Here is a 17,941-nt window from a genome sequence, read left to right as displayed (position 1 = left end):
GTCTCTGGCGACGAGACAGCACGGGTTGTGATCAAGCCGCAAAAGACGCGGCCATTGCGAGCGCTCCGGTGACCGCTGCGAAACACATCTCCCACCATCTGCGCTGCGACGCGAGCGTGACTGAGCAAGTGATAGAACCGGAAACGGTGAACAGACAAAAATAGCCGACGACAGATGGATTGACGAAGAGGGCAGCAACGACCACTGATGCTCCAAGTAGGTCGATAGTTGATTTGATCGACAACGTCCTGACCCTGAGTTGTGCGTTAGCTTCTCGCAGCAGGATTGCCGACGTGGCGACCATGATTAGCCAGGGCAAAACGGTCACCCACACGGTTTGATCGCTCCCTAGGAGTGCCAGCCAAAGCATCCAGACCGCGCCTACGAGAGCCGTAAGAACCGCAAAAAGGATGACGCCGCGGTTCAGGATCGGGGAGTTTGCCCAGTGATACCGCACTGATAGCACGGAGTTGACAAGTAGATTGACTCCCGCGCCGATGAACCTTCCAACGAAATAGGCGAGCGCAAGTGTGCCCGCCGGGAGAGCTAGCAGTGCGGTAGACGCCAACACGGGCAATATCGTCGCGGTTGCAGCCGATGCTACTAAAGCGGCCGTGTGTTCAAGCATCCTCCCGCGCCCCGAAGGCCCACTCGCCAGCCCTGCAGTCGACGCAATTGAGTCTCTGGCGACCCGACGAACTAGCCCAACCGCGATCATGCCTCCAAGCACCCAACTGACGCTGATGCAGTAGACCGCGATGGACGAAGGCAAGACCAACGACAGCAAGAGGCCAGCCAAGAGTGATGCAGAGGAGGACCCCGACACAGCCGGTATGGAAAGGGGACGTCCAAGCAGTGCGAGGCGCACGGCCAGGGTTCCTGCCCATGCATAAAGTGCTCCAGCCGCGCCAGAGATTATGAACAGCAGGCCATTGGGATTTCCAAGGCTGACCCAGACGAGGGACGAGACCAAACCCACCAAAAGGCTAAATACGGCAGCAGAGATAGCGAACTGTGACCACAGGTCAAAGTCTGGCCGCCCAAGCGCCAGGCCGTAGACGACGCCCATGACGATGCCGGATAAAGCCATCAGACCAGTCTGAAGCAGAAGAGAAAATTGGTCTGCAACCGCGGGTTCGAACCGCAGGGCTACCAAGAACAGAAATCCCGCGAGTGCGGCCTGCGAGAACAGATTGGTCGCGATGACCGTTACGTACTTCTTCATCCCACAGGACTGAGCGTACTCAACAGTCGGACTTCCCTAGCGGGAACACCCGCGTAGAGCCGATTGGGTAGACAGTCGTGTATGACAACGCTCCCGGCTGCGAGAATGCATCCAGACCCCACTTTAACGCCCGGAAGAATTGTGACATTGGCCCCAACCCAGCAACCGTCGCCAATCTCAATTCCGCTCGAGTCCGCCTCCCCTGCGCGCCGTTCTTCTGGCCCGATACCGTGTGTGCTCGTCAGGAGAACTACGCGCATTCCGAATGCAACGTTATCACCAATCCTGATCCAATCCGACGCGTCAAGGAAACACTCAGTGTTGACAAACACGTTCCGTCCGATTTGCACTCTCCGATCGGAAATGCGGACCCTTGATGCGAGTTTGGCAGAAGAGTGTATATCGAGCCCGAACAGCCGAAGATAGTACGGCCGCAGAGGTTGCGGAAATAGGGCGGAGAACGGGATAGCACCTAGTGCGATGTCCCGGAAAAGCCGGGGCCAGACCTTAAGCATCATCCCAACCATTCATCCATGTGTCGGCGGCTATGCGCGCATCAACAGCGGGTAAAGTCGAGACGACAACTGCACGCGGAAGTGGGGAGATGATCGCTTTCTCGACTTCTTTGGCTATTTGTGACCCGGATGGGCTTGACTGGGTCAGGTAGTGCCCATTCGCGGACAACCAACTCGCAAGCCCCGTGTCGGGCGTGGTGACCACAGTGAGACCCTCCGCCAACGCTTCGAGAATTGGCAGTCCAATCTGCTCTTTCCACCGAGGGGTTGGTCGCGAGGCGAGCACAAGAACCGAGGATCGGCGAATGAGGTCCCTTACCACAGCCCGGGGTGGGTCGATTCGTAACTCGACGGTTCCGCCATTTAAGATTGACTGAACTTCACGTTGCAAGGGGCCCTTCCCTGCGACGGTGAAACACCAGTCCGGGTGCTTGCGGGCCAAGAGAGTGAATGCTTCGCTGGTTTGGAGAACGGATTTCCGGTCTTCAAATGAGCCGACGAAAATGGCTGCCATCTCGGGCGCGGTCTGAACCGAAGATGTGGGCGCTGGGAGCGCTTCAATAAGGCGAGTTTCTGCGCGAGCTACTAGATTTGGTGCGCGTCGCCTGTAATTCTCTTCCGCGGCTTGTGAACCAAAACAGACACGGTCCGGAGTTGGCACAACGAAGCGTAGTGCCAGCGAAAGGATGAGAATCGCAACCCGCTGTGTCGATCGGAGGCGCGACCGCAAAGACTCGATGGGATCGAGATTTTCAATTGCATAGAAGACTATCCGTGGTCGCGTCCGCCGCTGCGTGAACGCCAACCAGATGGAGACCAAGGCCATGATTGGCCACGCGTTCACTTGGAAAGCCTCATTCAGTTCGAGCACCTTCGGCCTTCGCTCGCGCAGCGCGGGCACTAAGGACCAGTATGAAACGCGAGTGGCCGAACGCCCCGTCGCTTCAAGCAGTTCGCCATCAAGATCGTAGCTTGCCTCGAGGTACAAGCATTGACTGGACGGCGACTGAGCAAGCCGCTCGAGATGTGCGCTGCGGAGAGTGCGATAGACGCGGACCCTCGCAAGAGTCACGACGACGGCCTAAGCGCGTCAAGGGTTTCGCTACGCATGTGTGGTTCATTCATTTGTCGCCCCTTCAGGAGGATTGCCGATGACATGCCCACAAGAAGGACCCACATCGCGCCCAGCCCGTCCCATGCGTGAAGTGCGATAGATAGGCCGAGCACCGAGCACATCGTTGCGGTCAGTCCAACTATCGGGCTGTGTCGAACAGCAAGAATGCTTACGATTAGGGCGCCTGAGACAAGGCCAAGGCCGATCCAACCTAGAGTGAATGCGGAATACACGAGTTCGGAGTCTAGGGTCAAGACGATATCTTTGACGCCGAACGCTCGAGACTCGACGAGCCACACGCCCTGAGGGAAAGTGCCCAAACCATATCCCAACGGCTGCGAAATGAGGAGATCCGGGACAGTCGCGTAAATTGCCCACCTGTAGTTCGCGCTGTATTCGCTTCCCGTCGAGCCTTCGACTACGTTGGTCCAAACAAAACTAGACAGATACGCAAGGACTCCAAGACCAACTACCGCAGTGAGAGTCAGGATTCTGCTGTGCCGAGCGACGCTGGCCGTGACGGAGCGGAAAAGCGAGACGATCGCAAAGACTAACCCCACCAACAAAGGTCCGCGGCTACCTGTTGCCGCAACGCCGAGAACCAAAAGCGTCGCAGCGGGAAGTCTCAGACCTTTTGGGAGAATCAAACAAATTGGGATGGCGAGTGCGAGCAGGGTGCCGAGCACAAGGGAGTGCTCTGATGCGACAATGGCACGAATGTCACCTTCGCGCGACATTTCTGCAAGCTCTAGATCGCGCCCAAGAAGCGATCGGCCGACCGACGCTTCCACGATTGCGAGACCACTAGCGGCAAAAGCCAGGAATAGGTATGCCAAGCCTAATGGGCGAGCCCAATCAAGTCTAAGCCCGGTGCCTACTCCAGCAACGAAAAGTAGAGGAGTTACTACAAAAAGTCGCTGCGCGTTGGTGGCAACGAGAGGGTCCCCCGTTGCGTCTGCGAGTTGAGTCGATATAAGGCTTCCGATAAGGATCACCAGAAACAATGTGAGCAACATCAGCACGTAGGTAGCTGAAGAGGTACGGCCGTAAACAGTCATGGCGACGACAAGAAACGCAACAATGACTATCGTGACGCGAACATTCGCGAACGATGAGACTACAGCGGGGAAGAAGGCGCAAGCCGAGAAGACGCCACCCAAGATGAACATCAAACGTCGCCGCCAAAACGTGGCGTGAGGCTCAGGTCTTGATGCCATCGATCATTCCTTGGACGTATGCCCGGACGGCCGCCCGTCTACTCGTCCGCCCGTGGCCGCGGACGGCAAATCTCAAAGCCTCTCGGCCGAGAGCCGCCCATCGTTGAACGATCGTGGTGTACCTCTTGCCAAAGAGGTAGCCGTTGCGCCCCACGTAGAAGGGCGGTGCTCCCGCGGTGGCTTGGTACACGATCGCCTGTGGCACAACGGATACTCTCCATCCCGCTGCTCCGAGCCGAAGATGCAAGTCCGTCTCTTCGTAATACATTCGATAGACGGGATCAAATCGCGCGCTTCGTATGGCTTCCGCGCGGTAGAGAACGAATGCACCATCCAGCCACGTAGCAGACACGGGATCCGACGGAATCTGCATCCGATGGACGGGACGCTTGAGGTACTTCGACAGCGAACCGCCAGCCGACCAAAGCTGGTCCGGCTCATCCTTCATGAATAGCACTGGGCCCGCAGCGCCGATCGAGGAGTCTCGGTCGAGCTGAGCGACTAGAACACCCAAGGTTTTCGGCGGAAAGCGAGTCTCGTGGGAAGAGATGAGAATGCTTTCCACGGGCGCATCGCGCCCGAAGATCTCGTCCAATCCAGCGTTAGCCGCCATCCCGTATCCGTAGTTCGGCGCAGTCAAAAGCTTGATTTGCGGGTGAAGGTAGTGGCGCAACTTATCTTCCGTACCTTCATCCTCGGAGTTATCAACTACCACGACATTGTTGGCCGGTATTCCGGTCGACAACAGGTCGTCAACCGTAAGGGTCACCTGAGGAAAATTCTTGTGGTGAACAACTATTGCCGCGGTCCTATCCAGCCCGCTCGTCATTGGCGTCTCCGCCAGGCTACGCCGACGGGGTATCCGATCATTTTCGCCACGTCTCCCGTGAGTACAATCACCGGGACTAGCACTAGTCCTAGAATTCGTCGCATAAGGGGCAATCCTGCGTGGCTTATCAGTCTCTTAGCAGGCTTACTGAAGTGTAAGGCGGATCCCACAATAAGCGGAGCGACTAGGAGTGGTCGTCGGGCGCTCGCCACAAGCATCAGAATCCCGAGGGCGTACGAGGAATAACGCGCAAGATGGCGCCCGAACCATAGGCCAGCTTTGCCGTCCCCTCTGGCATACCGATAGTACTGCATGAAGAATGCGCGAAGATTGTCGCGACCGTCCCATGTCACTATCGCGTGTGGTGCAAATCTAAACACAAATTCGTGCTTGAGCAGGGCAACATCAAAGACGAGATCCTCACAGTAGTCTAGCCATTCCGGATACCCCCCCACGGAGGCCCAGCAGTCCTTCCTGAAGAGTACGGACCGCGACGAAGGCAAGAACTTGGCGGGATCGATCTCTCGGAGAAGCGGGGTGATCGCCGCCGACAAAATGTGCCGAAACGGTGTCGATCCCGTCGGCTTGAAGAACCCCGCGACAACGTCAGCGCCGGATCGTTGCGCAGTCAGATTCTCGAGCCAGTCTCGCTGAAGATGAGTGCCGGCGTCGCTGACAGCGATCCACTGAGATGATGCGTGATCAATCGCAATGTTTCTGCCGCGGCTGATATTCGCGCCTGGCTCTTCGATCAATGTCACCGAGAACGGCAGGGAGTCCGCAAGGCCTCGAATTTTGTTCAGAGTCGCGTCTGTTGACCCGCCATCGCAAACAACTAGCTCATCTGGCAAGAGGGTCTGCCTTGCGAGTGAGTCCAGCCATTCAGAAACACTGGCGCCCTCATTGAGAACAGTAATGACAACACTAACCGAGTCAGACATTCTTGGTTCCAACGAGAAGACTCGGATACTTTCGATAAAACTTTGAAGCACTCGCAGCCTCGAGTTTCCAACCTCTGAGGTTGAAGCCACTTGCCTCTCGTGCCCAGCCATGCGTCCACCGAATCGCCCCATCAACTACCCGTCGGATACCCAGCTCGGCGGCGCGTAAACCAAGATCTATATCTTCGTAGTACACGAAGAATCTCTCATCAAACCCACCCAACTTTTCCCAGGATTCCATGCGCATGCTTATCGCAGCTCCCATCAGCCAATCAACCTCGACCTGTTCGTCCGGCCCAGCCACGATACGGTAGCCGTCTGATTCAGATTGCCGCGGCGAAATTCTGTGTCGAACCTTGTTGGTCAACGAGGGGCGTCCTCGACCATTTGGTTGAGGCGTGCCGTCGGGGTATGCGAGTTGTGGTGCCAGCAAAAGCTCATTGTTTCTGAGTTGATCAGCCAGATACGGCATCGTCGAGAAATCCACTGTGACGTCAGGATTTACGATGCTTACAAATTCTGTATCGATGCGTCGGGCGCCAATGTTGTTTGCGCGTCCAAAGCCGACGTTGCGGTCAAGGGGGATCACTTCTGCCCCAAGATCCTTGGCGACGCTGACGGAGTTGTCGCTGGAAGCATTGTCCACCACAATCCATCGCTGGCCCCGGGGAACTCCCGCTGCCCAGTGATGACGAAGAGGTTTGGCGCTGTTGTACGTGACGGTCAGCAACGTAAATGGAGTGGGTGGCATAACTTTTCCGTTTCAGGATGCCGTCTGGCCGGGAGAAGTTACCGCCCGAACGGTCTTGACAAGAATTGTAAGATCTCCTATCAGGCTCCAGTTTTCCACGTAGTAGAGGTCGAGCCGAACGGCATCTTCCCAATCGAGAGTTGACCTCCCACTCACCTGCCAAAGCCCGCTTAGCCCCGGTCGAGCGAGAAGTCGCCTTTTGGCTGCATCGCTATAGAGCGCAACCTCGGCGGCGATCTGGGGGCGGGGGCCAACGAGACTCATGGACCCACCGAGCACGTTGAAGAGCTGAGGTAGCTCGTCCAGAGAGTATTTGCGGATGAACCGACCAACCGGCGTAATTCGGGGATCGTCCTTAATTTTGAACAAGGGCTTTTCGCTCGTTCCCTGCGACTCGAGGAGAGCTCTCAGCTCTTGGTCGGCTCCCACCCGCATCGAGCGGAACTTGAGCATCCAGAACGGTTCTCCGTTCAGCCCGATGCGCTGCTGGCGATAGAGGAGCGGGCCGGGACTTGTGCTTGCCACTGCTACTGCGACTGCGAGGAGAACGGGCGACAGCAGGACGACGATAACCCCGGCGACAATCAGGTCGAAGGTTCGCTTCACATATCGCTGACCACGCGTGAACCGGGGAGTTTCGACGTGGATGAGGGGCAGGCCTGACACCGGGCGGATATGAATGCGCGGGCCTGCGATGTCCACGATGCTCGGCGTGAGAATGAGGTGTTGACGCCCCGCCTCGAGCCCCCACGAGATCTCTTTGACCTTGTCCGGCGGGAGCTCGTCCGTGCTAGTGATCGCGACGGTGTCAGCGCCTGTGACCTCGATCGCTCTCTTCACCGCATCGACGTTCCCCATAATCGGGACTCCGGTGCCTGGGATTGACGCGCCCACCAGGCCTGTTGGAACGCAAGCGCCGACGACGAAGTACCCCGCCCTTGGTGCGCGCGTGAGCTCGCGGGCGATGTGCGAGACCGATTGCTCTGAGCCGACGAGAAGCACACGCGCGGAGTATCGGCCCATCGAGCGATTCGCAACGAGCCACTGGCGCCAAAGGGCCCGTTCTACGACGAGCATGGCGATTCCCAAAGGAAGGGCGATCAGCAGGTAGCCGCGCGCGATGTCGACTCGAAGGAGGAACGCCACGATCGCCACCCCGCCGAAAAGACGCAGGCTGCCATCGATGATGCGAATGTACTCACCACTACCGGTGCCGACGATGCGGTGATCGCGAGAATCCATCAGGGACAGCACCCACATCCACACGACCACGAGGACAGCGGAGGCCGTCCAATAGGAGATCTGAACGGCTTGGAAGTCATCGGGAGCGGCAACGGTTTCGCCGCTGAAACCGAACCACAGCAATTGCGTCCCGTAGACGGACCAGACCAGGACGAAGAGGTCGCTGAACCAGAGGCGTCGCGCATACTGCTTTCGCCACGAGGCCTGCGGGGGTGCGGTTCGACCCGACGAACCGGCTTCGGTCGTGGAGAGACCGACACTTCTGATGGGTGTGTGCGTCGCGTTCATATGGAGTGACGTGGTCGGCCGTGTGCCCGACGACGCGGCACGTCACTGATCCCTCTCTCCCCAGAAAAAGCGTTATCCCCGAAAGGACCATAGCAAGACACGTGTGAACGGCTGGTTACGGCTGTGTCAGCACTTGAGTCGGGCGTCAGCCGACGACGCTGACGTCGTCGCCGACCCACAGCACGGGGCGATCGTCGACGACCGTGATCGCAGCCGGCGAATCGAGAGCGCTCGCGACACAGGCGGCGAGAACCGTCTCTTCCTGCGTGGCGGTGTCGACTTGCGAAACCGATAGTCCGTCGCACGCCGAGCCGGCACCTGCGATCCACACCGTCTCGCCCTCGACCCACAGCGCCGTCGCGCGCTCGGCGCTGGGGATCTCGATCCACGTGGATGACGCAAGCTGCCATGCGCTGTCGTCGCAGAGAAGTGCGATGGTTTCGCCTGCGGTGCGGAGCCCACTCGCCTCCTCGCAGGGAGCTGCGATGGAATCGTCGCCGAGATCGACGACACCCGAGTTGGCAGAGTCGACGTAGCGCGACGCTGCGAGAACGTCGGGATAGGGCTCCCAGAACTGACCCTGCGTAAAGGTCCTCAGGGCTTGCACTTCGCAGCTTGGCCCCACCTTGACGACCATCTCGGCTTCCGTCGAGGTGAAAGCGCCCAGCGACATCAGCTCGCTCATCCCGAGATATCGCGGAGTCACGTCGATCCAGGTCTGCCCGCCATCCACGGATCGCTCGACGAGCGGCTCCGCTTCACCGCACCGGCCCGCCGTTCCCCGCCACCAGGCGCCGCTGCCGGCCGCGAGGAAGCGCTCTTCGCTGGGCAAGGGTTCAGCGCGCTCGGACGAGGGTTCTGGGCTGGGCGTCGGAGTGGCCGTCTGCACACCGAGCGAGAATGACGGGATCGGGTTGGACTCGGCGGTCGCCGGTCCTCGCGACTGCGCGAGCGCTAGAGCGGAAACGATTGCTACGCCGACGGCGAGAACACCCACGAGGGCGACCGCCGTCCAGCGCGCAGCGAACAGCTTCGGAGGTCGATGGGCCATCGAGCTCAGCGCTGGGCTGGACGACCTGCGTCGGCCGGACGCCTCATGGAGGGATCTGCCGGTACCGGACGGTCACCGGTCCGCATCGGGCTCGCAGGTACCGGGGCACTGGCGACTGGCGTCCCGCTTCGACGCTTTCCGGTCGTCTTGCCTCGCTGTCGGCCCTTCGTGGGCTGCTCCTGGAAGTAGCCGTATCCATAGCCGTAGCCTGCGCCGTAGGAGTAGTACGCGTCGGGGCCCCGCGTGGGCACCATGGTCATCACGAGACCCGCGATCTTCGCCCCCACGGTCTGAAGAGCTTCAACTGCTCCGCTCAGTTGGTGACGGTTGGTCTGTCCCGAGGCGACGATGAGGATGGCGCCGCTCGTCGCCTTCGCAAGGATGGCGGCATCCGTCACGGGGAGGAGAGGCGGCGCGTCGCAGAGAACGACGTCGAAGTCGCGCTCCAAGACCTCGAGGAGTGTGTGCATCTGAGCCGACCCGAGAAGTTCACTCGGGTTAGGCGGAACCTTGCCTGCAGGGAGCACGTAGAGGCTGCGGCCACCCCAGGGCAGCATCACATCGCCCACCCGCACCCGGTTGATCAGAACGTCTGTCAAGCCCGCGCCGCCTTCGATGCCGAGGTACTCCGCGACTTTCGGCTTGCGGAGGTCGGTGTCCAAGAGCGCAACGCGTTTACCCGCGTCAGCCAGCGCGATCGCGAGATTGATCGTCGTGGTCGACTTTCCTTCGCTCGGCACGCTCGAGGTGATGACGAAGCTCGAGCGGCCATCCATGTCGAGGAACTGGAGGTTCGTGCGGAGGGCGCGAAACGACTCTGAGCGTGGGCTGAGCGGGTCGGCGTGCACGATGAGCGGACGCTCCTTGACCCGCCCGTCGAACGGAATGGCGCCGATCAACGGTCGGTCTGTCACCTGCTCCACGTCGCGAGCCGAGCGCACCCGCGTGTCGAGGATGGTGCGCAGGACTGCGGCGCCGATGCCGAGAGCCAGACCGACGAGCCCGCCCAGGGCGAGGTTCAGCATGACGTTGGGGCTCGAGGGAGCGAGCGGTGGCAGAGCGTCTTTCACCCGCGTGAGCCGCACAGGGCTGGTCTCCGACCCGTTCGGAGTCTCGATCGTCTCGACGGCGGAGGTGAGGCTCGATGCCAGAGCGTTCGCGATGTCGGCTGCCTGGATTGCATCGGCATCGGTGACAGAGATGGTGATCAGGGTCGTGTTCAGGGCGGACGATGCCTCGACCTGGGCGTCCAGCTGCGCCGCGGTGATCCCGAGATCCAGTTCAGCGATCACGGGATTCATCACGATCGGCGTGGAGACGAGGTTCGTGTAGGTCGTCACACGTGCCTGCGTGAAGGTCGATCCCTGCTGCAGTTCCTGGATCGTGCCGCCGGTTTGGCTCGACACGAAGACTGTGCTCTGAGTTTCGTAGAGCGGTGTGCGCGTCAACGAGAAGACCGCAGCTGCGCCGATGCCCAGAAGCGTCGCGACCACGATGATCAGCCAGTTTTTCCGCAGAATGCGGATGTAGTCGATGAGCTCCATGGTGCCTCTCGTGTCCCGAACTTGCGGACCATACTGCCATGGGGGTGTTTCGTGGGGGTGTCGGGGGTCTCGCTACGGCGCCTGCGGCGCCTACTCGACCACCGGGGGAGCGGCTTCGCCGGCTACTCGACCACCGAAATCGCGAGCTTCAGGGCTCGGACGGTTGAATTCACCGCGGGCTCGAGCTGCGAGGCCGACAACTGGTACGTCTGCCACGAACGGCCGTAGGGGTCGACGACATCGTCGTCGGCCGGGTCGGCCGGCGGGAGGACGAGGCCTCTTTGCGATGCAACCGCGGCGGACAGCGCCCGCACGCGTGCAGAGGCGCTTGAGCCGCCAGCATCCGCAGACGCCCGCAGCTGGTCGTCGGTCAACGAGTCGGCAAGACGCGCGAACTCGCGAATGGTGAACGTCGACCTCATGCGCGACGGGGCGAGCTCGACAATCTCCCGGCGGTGATCGCGCGTCATCGCGAAGATGACGTCGGGGGAGTCGAGATGCGTTTCCCGCAGGAATCTCGCGCGGTGACGTGCGGTCTCGTCCGGGGCGACACCCAGAGCGTGAGCGAGTTCCACGGTCTCGGGTGTCATCGGCGCGTCGCTCAGGCCTCGTGTGCCGGCAGACCCGACGACGACGTCGAGCGGGGCCAGCCGAGTGGTGAGCAGGGATGCGGCGAGCGGCGATCGGCAGATGTTTCCCGTGCACACCGTGAGGATCTCGAACACCGGCCGACCTTTTCCCTCGGAGTAACGTGAGCGCGTGCTCGATCACTCTAGCGACGTGAACATCACCGAATCACGCCGCTCGTCGGGCCGTCGCGCGCGCACCGACTGGCGCCTCGGAGGGCGCACTGTGCGGGCGTGGCGTGAGTGGCTTCTCGCCGTCTCGCTGGTCGCGTTGGGGCTCGGTGTCCTTCTCGGGGCCGCGGTCAGCGCTGCCTGGCCGGGTCCGGCGGCATCCGTCTTCGCGACCGTGGTCGTCGTCGGCGGGATGATGGCGCCGATCGTGTGGGGATTCACCCGATCTCGACCAGCGGGCCTGCTGCGGTTTCGTCCTACGGATCTGCTCTGGGGGGTGGGGCTTGGTGTCGCCCTCTGCCTCGTGAGGGGCGTCATCACCGGGGGCGAGTTCCCTTCATTCACGACCCTCGGCGGGTTGCCGCCGGCGGAGTGGTGGATCGTCGACGCCTTCGGTGGGATCTTCGTCGCACCCGTCGTCGAGGAGCTGTTCTTCCGCGGCATCCTGCTCGTGTCGGTGTTCACCCTCCTCCGTCGACCTGTGGGGTACGTGGCCGCGGGTGCAGTGGCGGCGCTGGTGTCGACCGGGCTGTTCATCCTGCTCCATGCCGTCACGGCGGGAACCGACCCGACGGACATCACGTCTTTGGCGATGCTCGGGTTCATCGCCGCAGGGATCGTGTTGCTCACCGGGCGAATCTGGGGCGCCATCCTGCTTCACGCCGTGTTCAACACCGCCGCTGTCGCGATCGGCCTCATCGGGGCTTCGCTGGGGTGAACGGCAGGAAAATCTTCTTCGGTTCCCAGAGCCGCGGAATTCCGGACGTGGCGACCCAATTTGTCCCCCAAAGGGAGGACACGCCGAGCGGAAATGTTACTTTCTGGAAACTTCCTGAGTTATGGAATCCGATTGCCGTGTGGCTACGATGACATCAGCGGCGACTCAGCTGGCACTCAGCTAACGTTCATGTCGCTCTCATCTAAATACCGAATCCACGCCTAGGACCTTGTGGGGGGTACCAGCGCATGATCAAGAAAACTCTGACCGCAGTCGGCATTGCCGGCTTCATCGTCCTCGCCGGAGCGTCGGCGGCCAACGCCGACTACAACTCCGACGTCGAAACCACCGTCGGTGACCCGACGCTGGTTCCCGGCCAGGCGACCGTCATCACCGCGACCAACGTCGACGGCACCACGACGTTCGCGACTTCCGGCCCCGGTGTCACCGAGAACACGCTGACCTCGATCTCGTTCGCCGCGGTCGCGGCTGACACGGCGGTCAAGGAAGCGGGCGACGACCGCACGGCCGAGGCGACCTTCACGGCGCCGACCGCCGGCGGTACTTACACGATCGCCATCACCGACGCCGACGGCGACAGCCAGAGCGTCACCGTCACCGTTGCTGCTGCCAGCACCGGTGCGGCCGGTGGTACGGGCGGCTCGCTGCCCGCGACCGGTGGCGACGCCGTTCCGGCCGCAGCCATCTGGCTCGGTGCCGGAGCGGTCGGCCTCGGTGGCATCGCCATCACCGCCGCCGTGGCTCGCCGCCGCGCTGCTGCCAACGCCGAGTAAGGCTCCGCAGCAACAGATTCATGACATCGACCCCGGGCACCTGCCCGGGGTCGATGTCGTTTCGGTCGTGATCCGGCGAGCATTGCGGATAGCATTTTCTCCATGACTTCGGCTCCGGGCGTCACCCCGGGGCGGCCCTATCTCTTCGTCCGCTCGTATCACGAGCCTTGGCGAGCACTTCTCGTCGCCGCCGGAGGGTTCGGGGCAGCGGCGCTTCTGCTCTTCGTCGTCGATGCGACCGGGCCGATGTGGGCGGGCATGCCGGGATGGCTTGCCGCCGCGGCATCGATCTTCGCCGCCAACGCCCCCCTCATCATCGCTGTCGTGGCCGCCGCGGCCTTCACCTCGCTCGTCGGATTCGCCCGAGCCACCGGCATCCGTCAGTGGGTCTGGACCGACCTCTTATATGGACTCTTCGTCGGGCTCATCGCTCGCGCGGTCGTCGAGCTCTTCGCACCGACGCTCGGCGGCTTCGGTGGGCCGCTGGGTGGAGCGCTCTCGGGGGATGCCACCATCGCCCTGGTGATCGCGGCGTCGGCCGCGGTGATCGTCTCACCGATCGTCGAAGAGCTCTACTTTCGGGGACTGATGGTGCGGGCCCTGGGCGACGCGCTCGCCGATGCCGGGCGCGTCGGGGCATCGATCGTCGCCGTCGCGACATCTACGGCGGCGTTCGTGCTGTTGCACGTCGTGGCCGCGGGGGCGCTCGTGCCGGTCGGACTCATCATCGGGTCACTCGTGGTCGGTGTCGGATGCGGGGTGCTGACCGTGGTGACAGGCCGGCTCTGGGCGGCGATCGCGGCGCACGTGCTGTACAACGCGTCGGGGTTGGCGCTGCTGCTCTGGTAACTGTCGTGGTGAGAGCGCCGGGCGTGTCGCGTCGGCGTCACGCTTTCCGCCCGCCAGGATGCAAGCAGGTGCCGTGACCCGCTGTGGGACGGGTCACGGCACCTGCGTCTCGGGGGCTACCGCGCCGGAGCGGACCGCCCCTTAGGCGAACTCGCGCGCGCAGAGCCGATCAGTCTCCGCGCGAGCCTCGGGTGACTCGTCAACGGATGGGGTTCGGGCGTTCCCTCGCTCGTGAACTTTCGGAAACGATACGCGACGCACCCGGATTTGACAGGGGTGAATGCGGGTGAAAGGAGGGTGAATCCCCTCGATGCCTCAATTAGAGATGCTGGTCGCGCGGCGACCTAACCGCGGTGATGGGGCGGCTGGTCGTCGACGGAGTGCTCGGCCTGGAAGACGGCCTCGGTCACCAGCCTCCGAACATGCTCGTCGATGAGGCTGTAGTGCATCGTCGTGCCCTCGCGGCGGGCCCGGACGAGCCGGCCGAGGCGCATCTTCGACAGGTGCTGCGACACCACCGTGGGTGACTTCGCCACCACCTCGGCGAGTTGGCTCACCGAGCGTTCGCCGTCCTGCAGTGCCAGGATGATGCGAACGCGCGTCGGGTCGGACAGCATTCGGAAGATCTCGGCGGCGACGTCGACATAGGCGTCCTGCGGGTCGAGAGGTGCCGTGGCATCGTGGCTCACAGGCACAGTCTCGCATCCCATTGCCTTAGAATCTTCGCATGCGTGAAGGTATTGCGAGCGTGCTCGGCAATCGGACCTACCGGCTGCTCTTCATCGCACAGGTGGTCGCTCTCGTCGGCACCGGGCTTCTCACCGTCGCCCTCGGTCTTCTCGCGTTCGAGCTCGCGGGTGCAGCCGCCGGAGCCGTCCTCGGCACGGCGCTGGCGATCAAGATGGTCGCCTACGTCGGGGTCGCGCCCGTCGTCGCGGCCCTCGTGCACCGGCTTCCCGCGAAATCCGTGCTCGTCGGGGCCGACCTCGTGCGCCTCGCCATGGCCGCGTCGCTGCCGTTCGTGAGCGAGATCTGGCAGATCTACGCCCTCATCTTCGTGCTGCAGGCCGCCTCGGCGACGTTCACCCCGACCTTCCAGTCAGTGATCCCGGCCGTCCTTCCCCGGCGCGAGGAGTACACCCGCGCTCTGTCGCTCTCGAGGATCGCCTACGACCTCGAGGCGATCCTCAGTCCCGTCCTCGCGGCGGTGCTTCTCACCGTCATCCCGTTCACCGCCCTCTTCGCGGGCACGGCGGTCGGGTTCGCCGCCTCCGCCGCGCTGGTCTTCGCGGCGACACTGCCGCCGGTGCCGGCAGGGGAGTCGTCCTCGTTCGGGGATCGCCTCACCGGCGGCCTGCGACTGTTCGCCAGAACCCCGTCCCTGCGGTTCGTCCTCGTCGCCAACGTCGTCGTCGCGTGCGGAGTGGCCCTGGTGCTCGTCGACACGGTGGTGCTGGTCAAGGATCGAGCCGGGGCGGATGACGCTGTGGTTGCTGTTGCGCTCGCCGTCTTCGGCGCCGGGTCGGTCGTCGCCGCCCTGATCGTGCCCCGGGCGGTGGGGCGGTGGTCGGTGTTCACGGTCATGCGGGTCGGTGCCGGCGTCGTTGTGGGCGGATTGGCCGTGGCGGCCCTGGCCGCCTTCGCGCCTGCCGGTTCGTTTGGGATGTGGGGCGGTCTCTTCGCTGCGTGGGCGACGATCGGAGTGGGTACGTCGCTCATCGCCACACCGACCGGACGAGTTCTCGCCGCAGCATCCGATCCTTCGCGCCGGTCGCTTGTCTTCGCCGCCCAGTTCGCGCTGTCGCACGCCTGCTACCTGATCACCTATCCCGTGGCGGGATGGGTGGGGGTGTGGAGCGTGGGGATGTCGACCTTGGTCCTGCTCGGGATCAGTCTCGCGGGCGCAGCCATCCTCTTCGGGTCTCGCGCGGTCCCGGCGCCGTCCGGCGACCCGGAAGATACCGGGGTGGGGTATCCTCAGGAGGAGAAAGGGAGGACACGATGAACGCTTCACGAATGCGACCCCTGGCGGGTCTGGCTGCGGCCGCGGCGTTGAGTATCGCCCTGGTCGGGTGCGGGTCGACCTCGCCGGGCACCGAGATGGGCGAGCACGGCGGTCACGGGTCAGCGAGTGCCGAGGCCGGCGAGATGATGAGCGCCGACGCGCAGTTCGCGATGATGATGATCCCCCACCACGAGCAGGCGGTGGAGATGAGCGACATGCTGCTCGAGAAGGACGGGATCGATGAGGATGTCGCGGCGCTCGCCGAGCGCATCAGGGCCGCCCAGGGCCCCGAGATCGAGCAGATGCGGGAGTGGCTCGACGCTCAGGGCATCTCGATGGGCGACATGGATGACATGGACATGGGCGGCATGGACCACTCGGGCATGATGTCCGAGGAAGACATGGATGCCCTCGAAGCATCCGAGGGCGCCGAGGCATCTCGGCTCTTCCTCGAGCAGATGATCGAGCACCACGAGGGTGCGATCGAGATGGCTGAGGATCAGGTGGCCGACGGCGAGGACGCCGAGATGGTCGCCCTTGCCGAGTCGATCATCGCCAGCCAGACCGCCGAGATCACCGAGATGCAGGAGCTGCTCGAGACGGTGTGACCGGCGCGGGGCGGTTCTTCTGCGCTATCCCGCCCCGACCTGCAGCTGCGTCATGAGGTCGAGGGTGTCGGCGTTGAGCCAGTACTCCACGACCTTGCCGTCCGAGAGCCGAAGGATGTCGGTGCCGTGGAAAGTCACCTCGGCGCCGACGGGGGCGCCGGCACCGGGAAGACCGCCGCCGTAGTGGCCGGTGGCGACCCAGCGGACGACCACGTGGTCGCCATCGACGAGGGGGCCGACATCGATCGAGAAGACCAGGTCGGACATCAGAGACCTCATCTGTGCGACGAAGTCCTTCATGCCCGAGGCTCCGCCGACGGCGCTCCCGTCGCCGCCGTCGAACATCGCGGCGTGGACGCGATTCGATTCGGAGATGATCGCGTCGGCGATATCGAGGTCTCCGTTCCACAGGGCAACCCACGACTTCACGAGCTGTGAGGCGGCGTCTCTGTCGGATGCGGTCGTGATGTTCTGCTCGGTCATGACTTCTTCTCCTGGTTCGATGTCGATGTCGTTCGTTTGTGACGGGCGGTCGGTGGGGCGGAGGCGGGCGCGACGGTGTCGGCCCAGCGATCGAGAGCGAGGATGAATCCGGCGACGAGACGGCCGAAGCTGCGATCGACCTCGGCGCTCCAGCGGAACGCACCCGCCGTCTCGTAGGAGACGAAGCCGTGCAGGGTCGACCGGAAGGCGCGGATCGCGTCCACCGCGTCGTCGCCCTCGAGGCGGTAGGCGGTGAGGACATCGGCGATGACCTGGATGGCGGCGAGAGAGACCGCCTCGTCTTCCACGTCGCCCGGTGCGGGCATGAGGTTCGACGCCGCGTAGCGGGCAGGGTGTGCCAGAGCCCATTCGCGGTAGGCGTGCGACATCGCGGAGATCGCGTCGGCACCGGATCGGCCCACCGACGCACGGGCGAGCACGTCGCCGAGGTCGCGCTTGGCGTTCACGGCGATGTCGCGGTGCAGCCCCGCGAGGGAGTGGATGTGCTTGTACAGCGACGGCTGGCGGACGCCACCAGGTCTGGGAGGTGCTCTCCGATTTCGCCGAGTACGGCGACTGGAGCAACTTCTCCGAGATCGTCGGTTCGCCAGAACTGGGCAGCAAGCTGAAGATGCGGATGCCGGGGATGTCGTTCCCCTCGACCGTCACCGCGGCCACGCCGAGCCGTGAGCTGCAGTGGTCGGCGAAGATCATCTCGACCGGCCTCTTCCTCGGCGAGCACACGTTCACCCTCGTCGGCAACGACGACGGCACCACGACTGTGAACAACACCGAGACCTTCTCGGGGGCCCTGACCAAGCCCTTCGAGGGGTTCTTCGCGAAGAACCACGGCGAAGGCTGGTACGCCGCGTTCAACCGAGCACTGAAGTCTCGGGTGGAGGAGCGGGCGGCGACGGCAGTCGAGCCGGTGCATGCGGTCGCGTCGCGGAGCTGACCAACGGTAGACCCC

The 17,941-nt window shown here is 63.0% G+C and carries 19 protein-coding genes and 1 pseudogene; 6 read left to right on the top strand and 14 right to left on the bottom strand.

The window, feature by feature from the left end; translation table 11 throughout:
* Positions 1 to 31: 31 nt before the first annotated feature.
* From T9R20_RS14020 to T9R20_RS13980, 11 genes and pseudogenes are all read right to left on the bottom strand, one after another.
* Positions 32 to 1,225, bottom strand: a complete 1,194-nt coding sequence (locus T9R20_RS14020; RefSeq protein ID WP_322409925.1) for a hypothetical protein — start codon at positions 1,223 to 1,225, stop codon at positions 32 to 34.
* 82 nt (positions 1,226 to 1,307) lie between these two features.
* A pseudogene (locus T9R20_RS17090) lies at positions 1,308 to 1,407 on the bottom strand (DapH/DapD/GlmU-related protein); the annotation flags it as partial.
* A gap of 325 nt (positions 1,408 to 1,732) precedes the next feature.
* Entirely contained in the window at positions 1,733 to 2,728 is a 996-nt protein-coding gene (locus tag T9R20_RS14015; protein WP_322409924.1) for a glycosyltransferase, read from the bottom strand.
* An 80-nt stretch (positions 2,729 to 2,808) separates the two neighbouring features.
* Positions 2,809 to 4,023 carry a hypothetical protein gene (locus T9R20_RS14010; protein WP_322409923.1) on the bottom strand — a complete coding sequence of 405 codons (1,215 nt, stop codon included), beginning with the start codon at positions 4,021 to 4,023 and terminating at the stop codon, positions 2,809 to 2,811.
* Between the two features lie 31 nt (positions 4,024 to 4,054).
* The gene (locus T9R20_RS14005; RefSeq protein WP_322409922.1) at positions 4,055 to 4,900 is read right to left on the bottom strand and encodes a glycosyltransferase family 2 protein; all 846 of its coding nucleotides are present in this window, start codon (positions 4,898 to 4,900) and stop codon (positions 4,055 to 4,057) included.
* Positions 4,897 to 5,841: a glycosyltransferase gene (locus T9R20_RS17085; protein WP_416182914.1), complete on the bottom strand. Its 945-nt coding sequence runs from the start codon at positions 5,839 to 5,841 to the stop codon at positions 4,897 to 4,899. Before T9R20_RS17085 ends, T9R20_RS14005 begins: the two co-directional genes overlap by 4 nt.
* Entirely contained in the window at positions 5,834 to 6,592 is a 759-nt protein-coding gene (locus T9R20_RS14000) for a glycosyltransferase (protein WP_322409921.1), read from the bottom strand. Before T9R20_RS14000 ends, T9R20_RS17085 begins: the two co-directional genes overlap by 8 nt.
* A 12-nt stretch (positions 6,593 to 6,604) precedes the next feature.
* The gene (locus T9R20_RS13995) at positions 6,605 to 8,122 is read right to left on the bottom strand and encodes a sugar transferase (RefSeq protein WP_322409920.1); all 1,518 of its coding nucleotides are present in this window, start codon (positions 8,120 to 8,122) and stop codon (positions 6,605 to 6,607) included.
* Positions 8,123 to 8,267: 145 nt separating this feature from the next.
* Complete coding sequence (locus T9R20_RS13990) at positions 8,268 to 9,173, bottom strand: hypothetical protein (RefSeq protein ID WP_322409919.1); 906 nt, start codon at positions 9,171 to 9,173, stop codon at positions 8,268 to 8,270.
* Between the two features lie 5 nt (positions 9,174 to 9,178).
* Positions 9,179 to 10,717 (bottom strand): polysaccharide biosynthesis tyrosine autokinase, encoded by a 1,539-nt coding sequence (locus T9R20_RS13985; RefSeq protein ID WP_322409918.1) that lies wholly within the window; start codon positions 10,715 to 10,717, stop codon positions 9,179 to 9,181.
* 122 nt (positions 10,718 to 10,839) lie between these two features.
* Positions 10,840 to 11,442 carry a low molecular weight phosphatase family protein gene (locus T9R20_RS13980; RefSeq protein WP_322409917.1) on the bottom strand — a complete coding sequence of 201 codons (603 nt, stop codon included), beginning with the start codon at positions 11,440 to 11,442 and terminating at the stop codon, positions 10,840 to 10,842.
* Positions 11,443 to 11,476: 34 nt separating this feature from the next.
* Here T9R20_RS13980 and T9R20_RS13975 point away from each other — a divergent pair, with 34 nt between their 5' ends.
* The 3 genes from T9R20_RS13975 (at position 11,477) to T9R20_RS13965 (ending at position 13,875) form a co-directional block, all read left to right on the top strand.
* Positions 11,477 to 12,232: a CPBP family intramembrane glutamic endopeptidase gene (locus T9R20_RS13975; RefSeq protein ID WP_322409916.1), complete on the top strand. Its 756-nt coding sequence runs from the start codon at positions 11,477 to 11,479 to the stop codon at positions 12,230 to 12,232.
* Positions 12,233 to 12,480: 248 nt separating this feature from the next.
* On the top strand, positions 12,481 to 13,026 hold the full coding sequence (locus T9R20_RS13970) for a hypothetical protein (RefSeq protein WP_322409915.1): 546 nt from the start codon (positions 12,481 to 12,483) through the stop codon (positions 13,024 to 13,026).
* A 102-nt stretch (positions 13,027 to 13,128) separates the two neighbouring features.
* Positions 13,129 to 13,875, top strand: coding sequence for a CPBP family intramembrane glutamic endopeptidase (locus T9R20_RS13965; RefSeq protein ID WP_322409914.1), 747 nt, complete (start codon positions 13,129 to 13,131; stop codon positions 13,873 to 13,875).
* 344 nt (positions 13,876 to 14,219) lie between these two features.
* Here T9R20_RS13965 and T9R20_RS13960 read toward each other — a convergent pair whose 3' ends face one another.
* Positions 14,220 to 14,564: a metalloregulator ArsR/SmtB family transcription factor gene (locus T9R20_RS13960; protein ID WP_322409913.1), complete on the bottom strand. Its 345-nt coding sequence runs from the start codon at positions 14,562 to 14,564 to the stop codon at positions 14,220 to 14,222.
* A 38-nt stretch (positions 14,565 to 14,602) separates the two neighbouring features.
* Here T9R20_RS13960 and T9R20_RS13955 point away from each other — a divergent pair, with 38 nt between their 5' ends.
* Together T9R20_RS13955 and T9R20_RS13950 are read left to right on the top strand one after the other, a co-directional pair.
* Positions 14,603 to 15,880 (top strand): MFS transporter, encoded by a 1,278-nt coding sequence (locus T9R20_RS13955; protein WP_322409911.1) that lies wholly within the window; start codon positions 14,603 to 14,605, stop codon positions 15,878 to 15,880.
* Positions 15,877 to 16,488: a DUF305 domain-containing protein gene (locus T9R20_RS13950; protein ID WP_322409910.1), complete on the top strand. Its 612-nt coding sequence runs from the start codon at positions 15,877 to 15,879 to the stop codon at positions 16,486 to 16,488. The genes T9R20_RS13955 and T9R20_RS13950 overlap by 4 nt, the downstream gene beginning before the upstream one ends.
* 24 nt (positions 16,489 to 16,512) lie before the next feature.
* On the opposite strand, the gene T9R20_RS13945 is transcribed toward T9R20_RS13950, so the two are convergent.
* Positions 16,513 to 16,971: an ester cyclase gene (locus T9R20_RS13945; protein ID WP_322409909.1), complete on the bottom strand. Its 459-nt coding sequence runs from the start codon at positions 16,969 to 16,971 to the stop codon at positions 16,513 to 16,515.
* On the bottom strand, positions 16,968 to 17,438 hold the full coding sequence (locus tag T9R20_RS13940) for a TetR-like C-terminal domain-containing protein (RefSeq protein ID WP_322409907.1): 471 nt from the start codon (positions 17,436 to 17,438) through the stop codon (positions 16,968 to 16,970). The genes T9R20_RS13945 and T9R20_RS13940 overlap by 4 nt, the downstream gene beginning before the upstream one ends.
* Here T9R20_RS13940 and T9R20_RS13935 point away from each other — a divergent pair.
* Positions 17,327 to 17,926: an SRPBCC domain-containing protein gene (locus T9R20_RS13935; protein WP_322409906.1), complete on the top strand. Its 600-nt coding sequence runs from the start codon at positions 17,327 to 17,329 to the stop codon at positions 17,924 to 17,926. The genes T9R20_RS13940 and T9R20_RS13935 overlap by 112 nt on opposite strands.
* Positions 17,927 to 17,941: the final 15 nt, after the last annotated feature.

Source organism: Microbacterium invictum (assembly GCF_034421375.1).
Taxonomy (GTDB): Bacteria; Actinomycetota; Actinomycetes; order Actinomycetales; family Microbacteriaceae; genus Microbacterium; species Microbacterium invictum_A.
The sequence above is the reverse complement of the archived record's forward strand: the minus strand, read 5'-3'. Positions and strand labels throughout refer to the sequence as shown.

Bases quoted from the DNA above. Each gene is read 5' to 3' on its own strand.
- T9R20_RS13955 (WP_322409911.1), top strand. From the start codon at position 14,603: ATGCGTGAAGGTATTGCGAGCGTGCTCGGCAATCGGACCTACCGGCTG.
- T9R20_RS14005 (WP_322409922.1), bottom strand. From the start codon at position 4,900: ATGACGAGCGGGCTGGATAGGACCGCGGCAATAGTTGTTCACCACAAG.
- T9R20_RS13985 (WP_322409918.1), bottom strand. From the start codon at position 10,717: ATGGAGCTCATCGACTACATCCGCATTCTGCGGAAAAACTGGCTGATC.
- T9R20_RS13965 (WP_322409914.1), top strand. From the start codon at position 13,129: ATGACTTCGGCTCCGGGCGTCACCCCGGGGCGGCCCTATCTCTTCGTC.
- T9R20_RS14000 (WP_322409921.1), bottom strand. From the start codon at position 6,592: ATGCCACCCACTCCATTTACGTTGCTGACCGTCACGTACAACAGCGCC.
- T9R20_RS13970 (WP_322409915.1), top strand. From the start codon at position 12,481: ATGATCAAGAAAACTCTGACCGCAGTCGGCATTGCCGGCTTCATCGTC.
- T9R20_RS13945 (WP_322409909.1), bottom strand. From the start codon at position 16,971: ATGACCGAGCAGAACATCACGACCGCATCCGACAGAGACGCCGCCTCA.
- T9R20_RS13990 (WP_322409919.1), bottom strand. From the start codon at position 9,173: ATGGCCCATCGACCTCCGAAGCTGTTCGCTGCGCGCTGGACGGCGGTC.
- T9R20_RS14010 (WP_322409923.1), bottom strand. From the start codon at position 4,023: ATGTTCATCTTGGGTGGCGTCTTCTCGGCTTGCGCCTTCTTCCCCGCT.
- T9R20_RS17085 (WP_416182914.1), bottom strand. From the start codon at position 5,841: ATGTCTGACTCGGTTAGTGTTGTCATTACTGTTCTCAATGAGGGCGCC.
- T9R20_RS14020 (WP_322409925.1), bottom strand. From the start codon at position 1,225: ATGAAGAAGTACGTAACGGTCATCGCGACCAATCTGTTCTCGCAGGCC.
- T9R20_RS13995 (WP_322409920.1), bottom strand. From the start codon at position 8,122: ATGAACGCGACGCACACACCCATCAGAAGTGTCGGTCTCTCCACGACC.
- T9R20_RS13950 (WP_322409910.1), top strand. From the start codon at position 15,877: ATGAACGCTTCACGAATGCGACCCCTGGCGGGTCTGGCTGCGGCCGCG.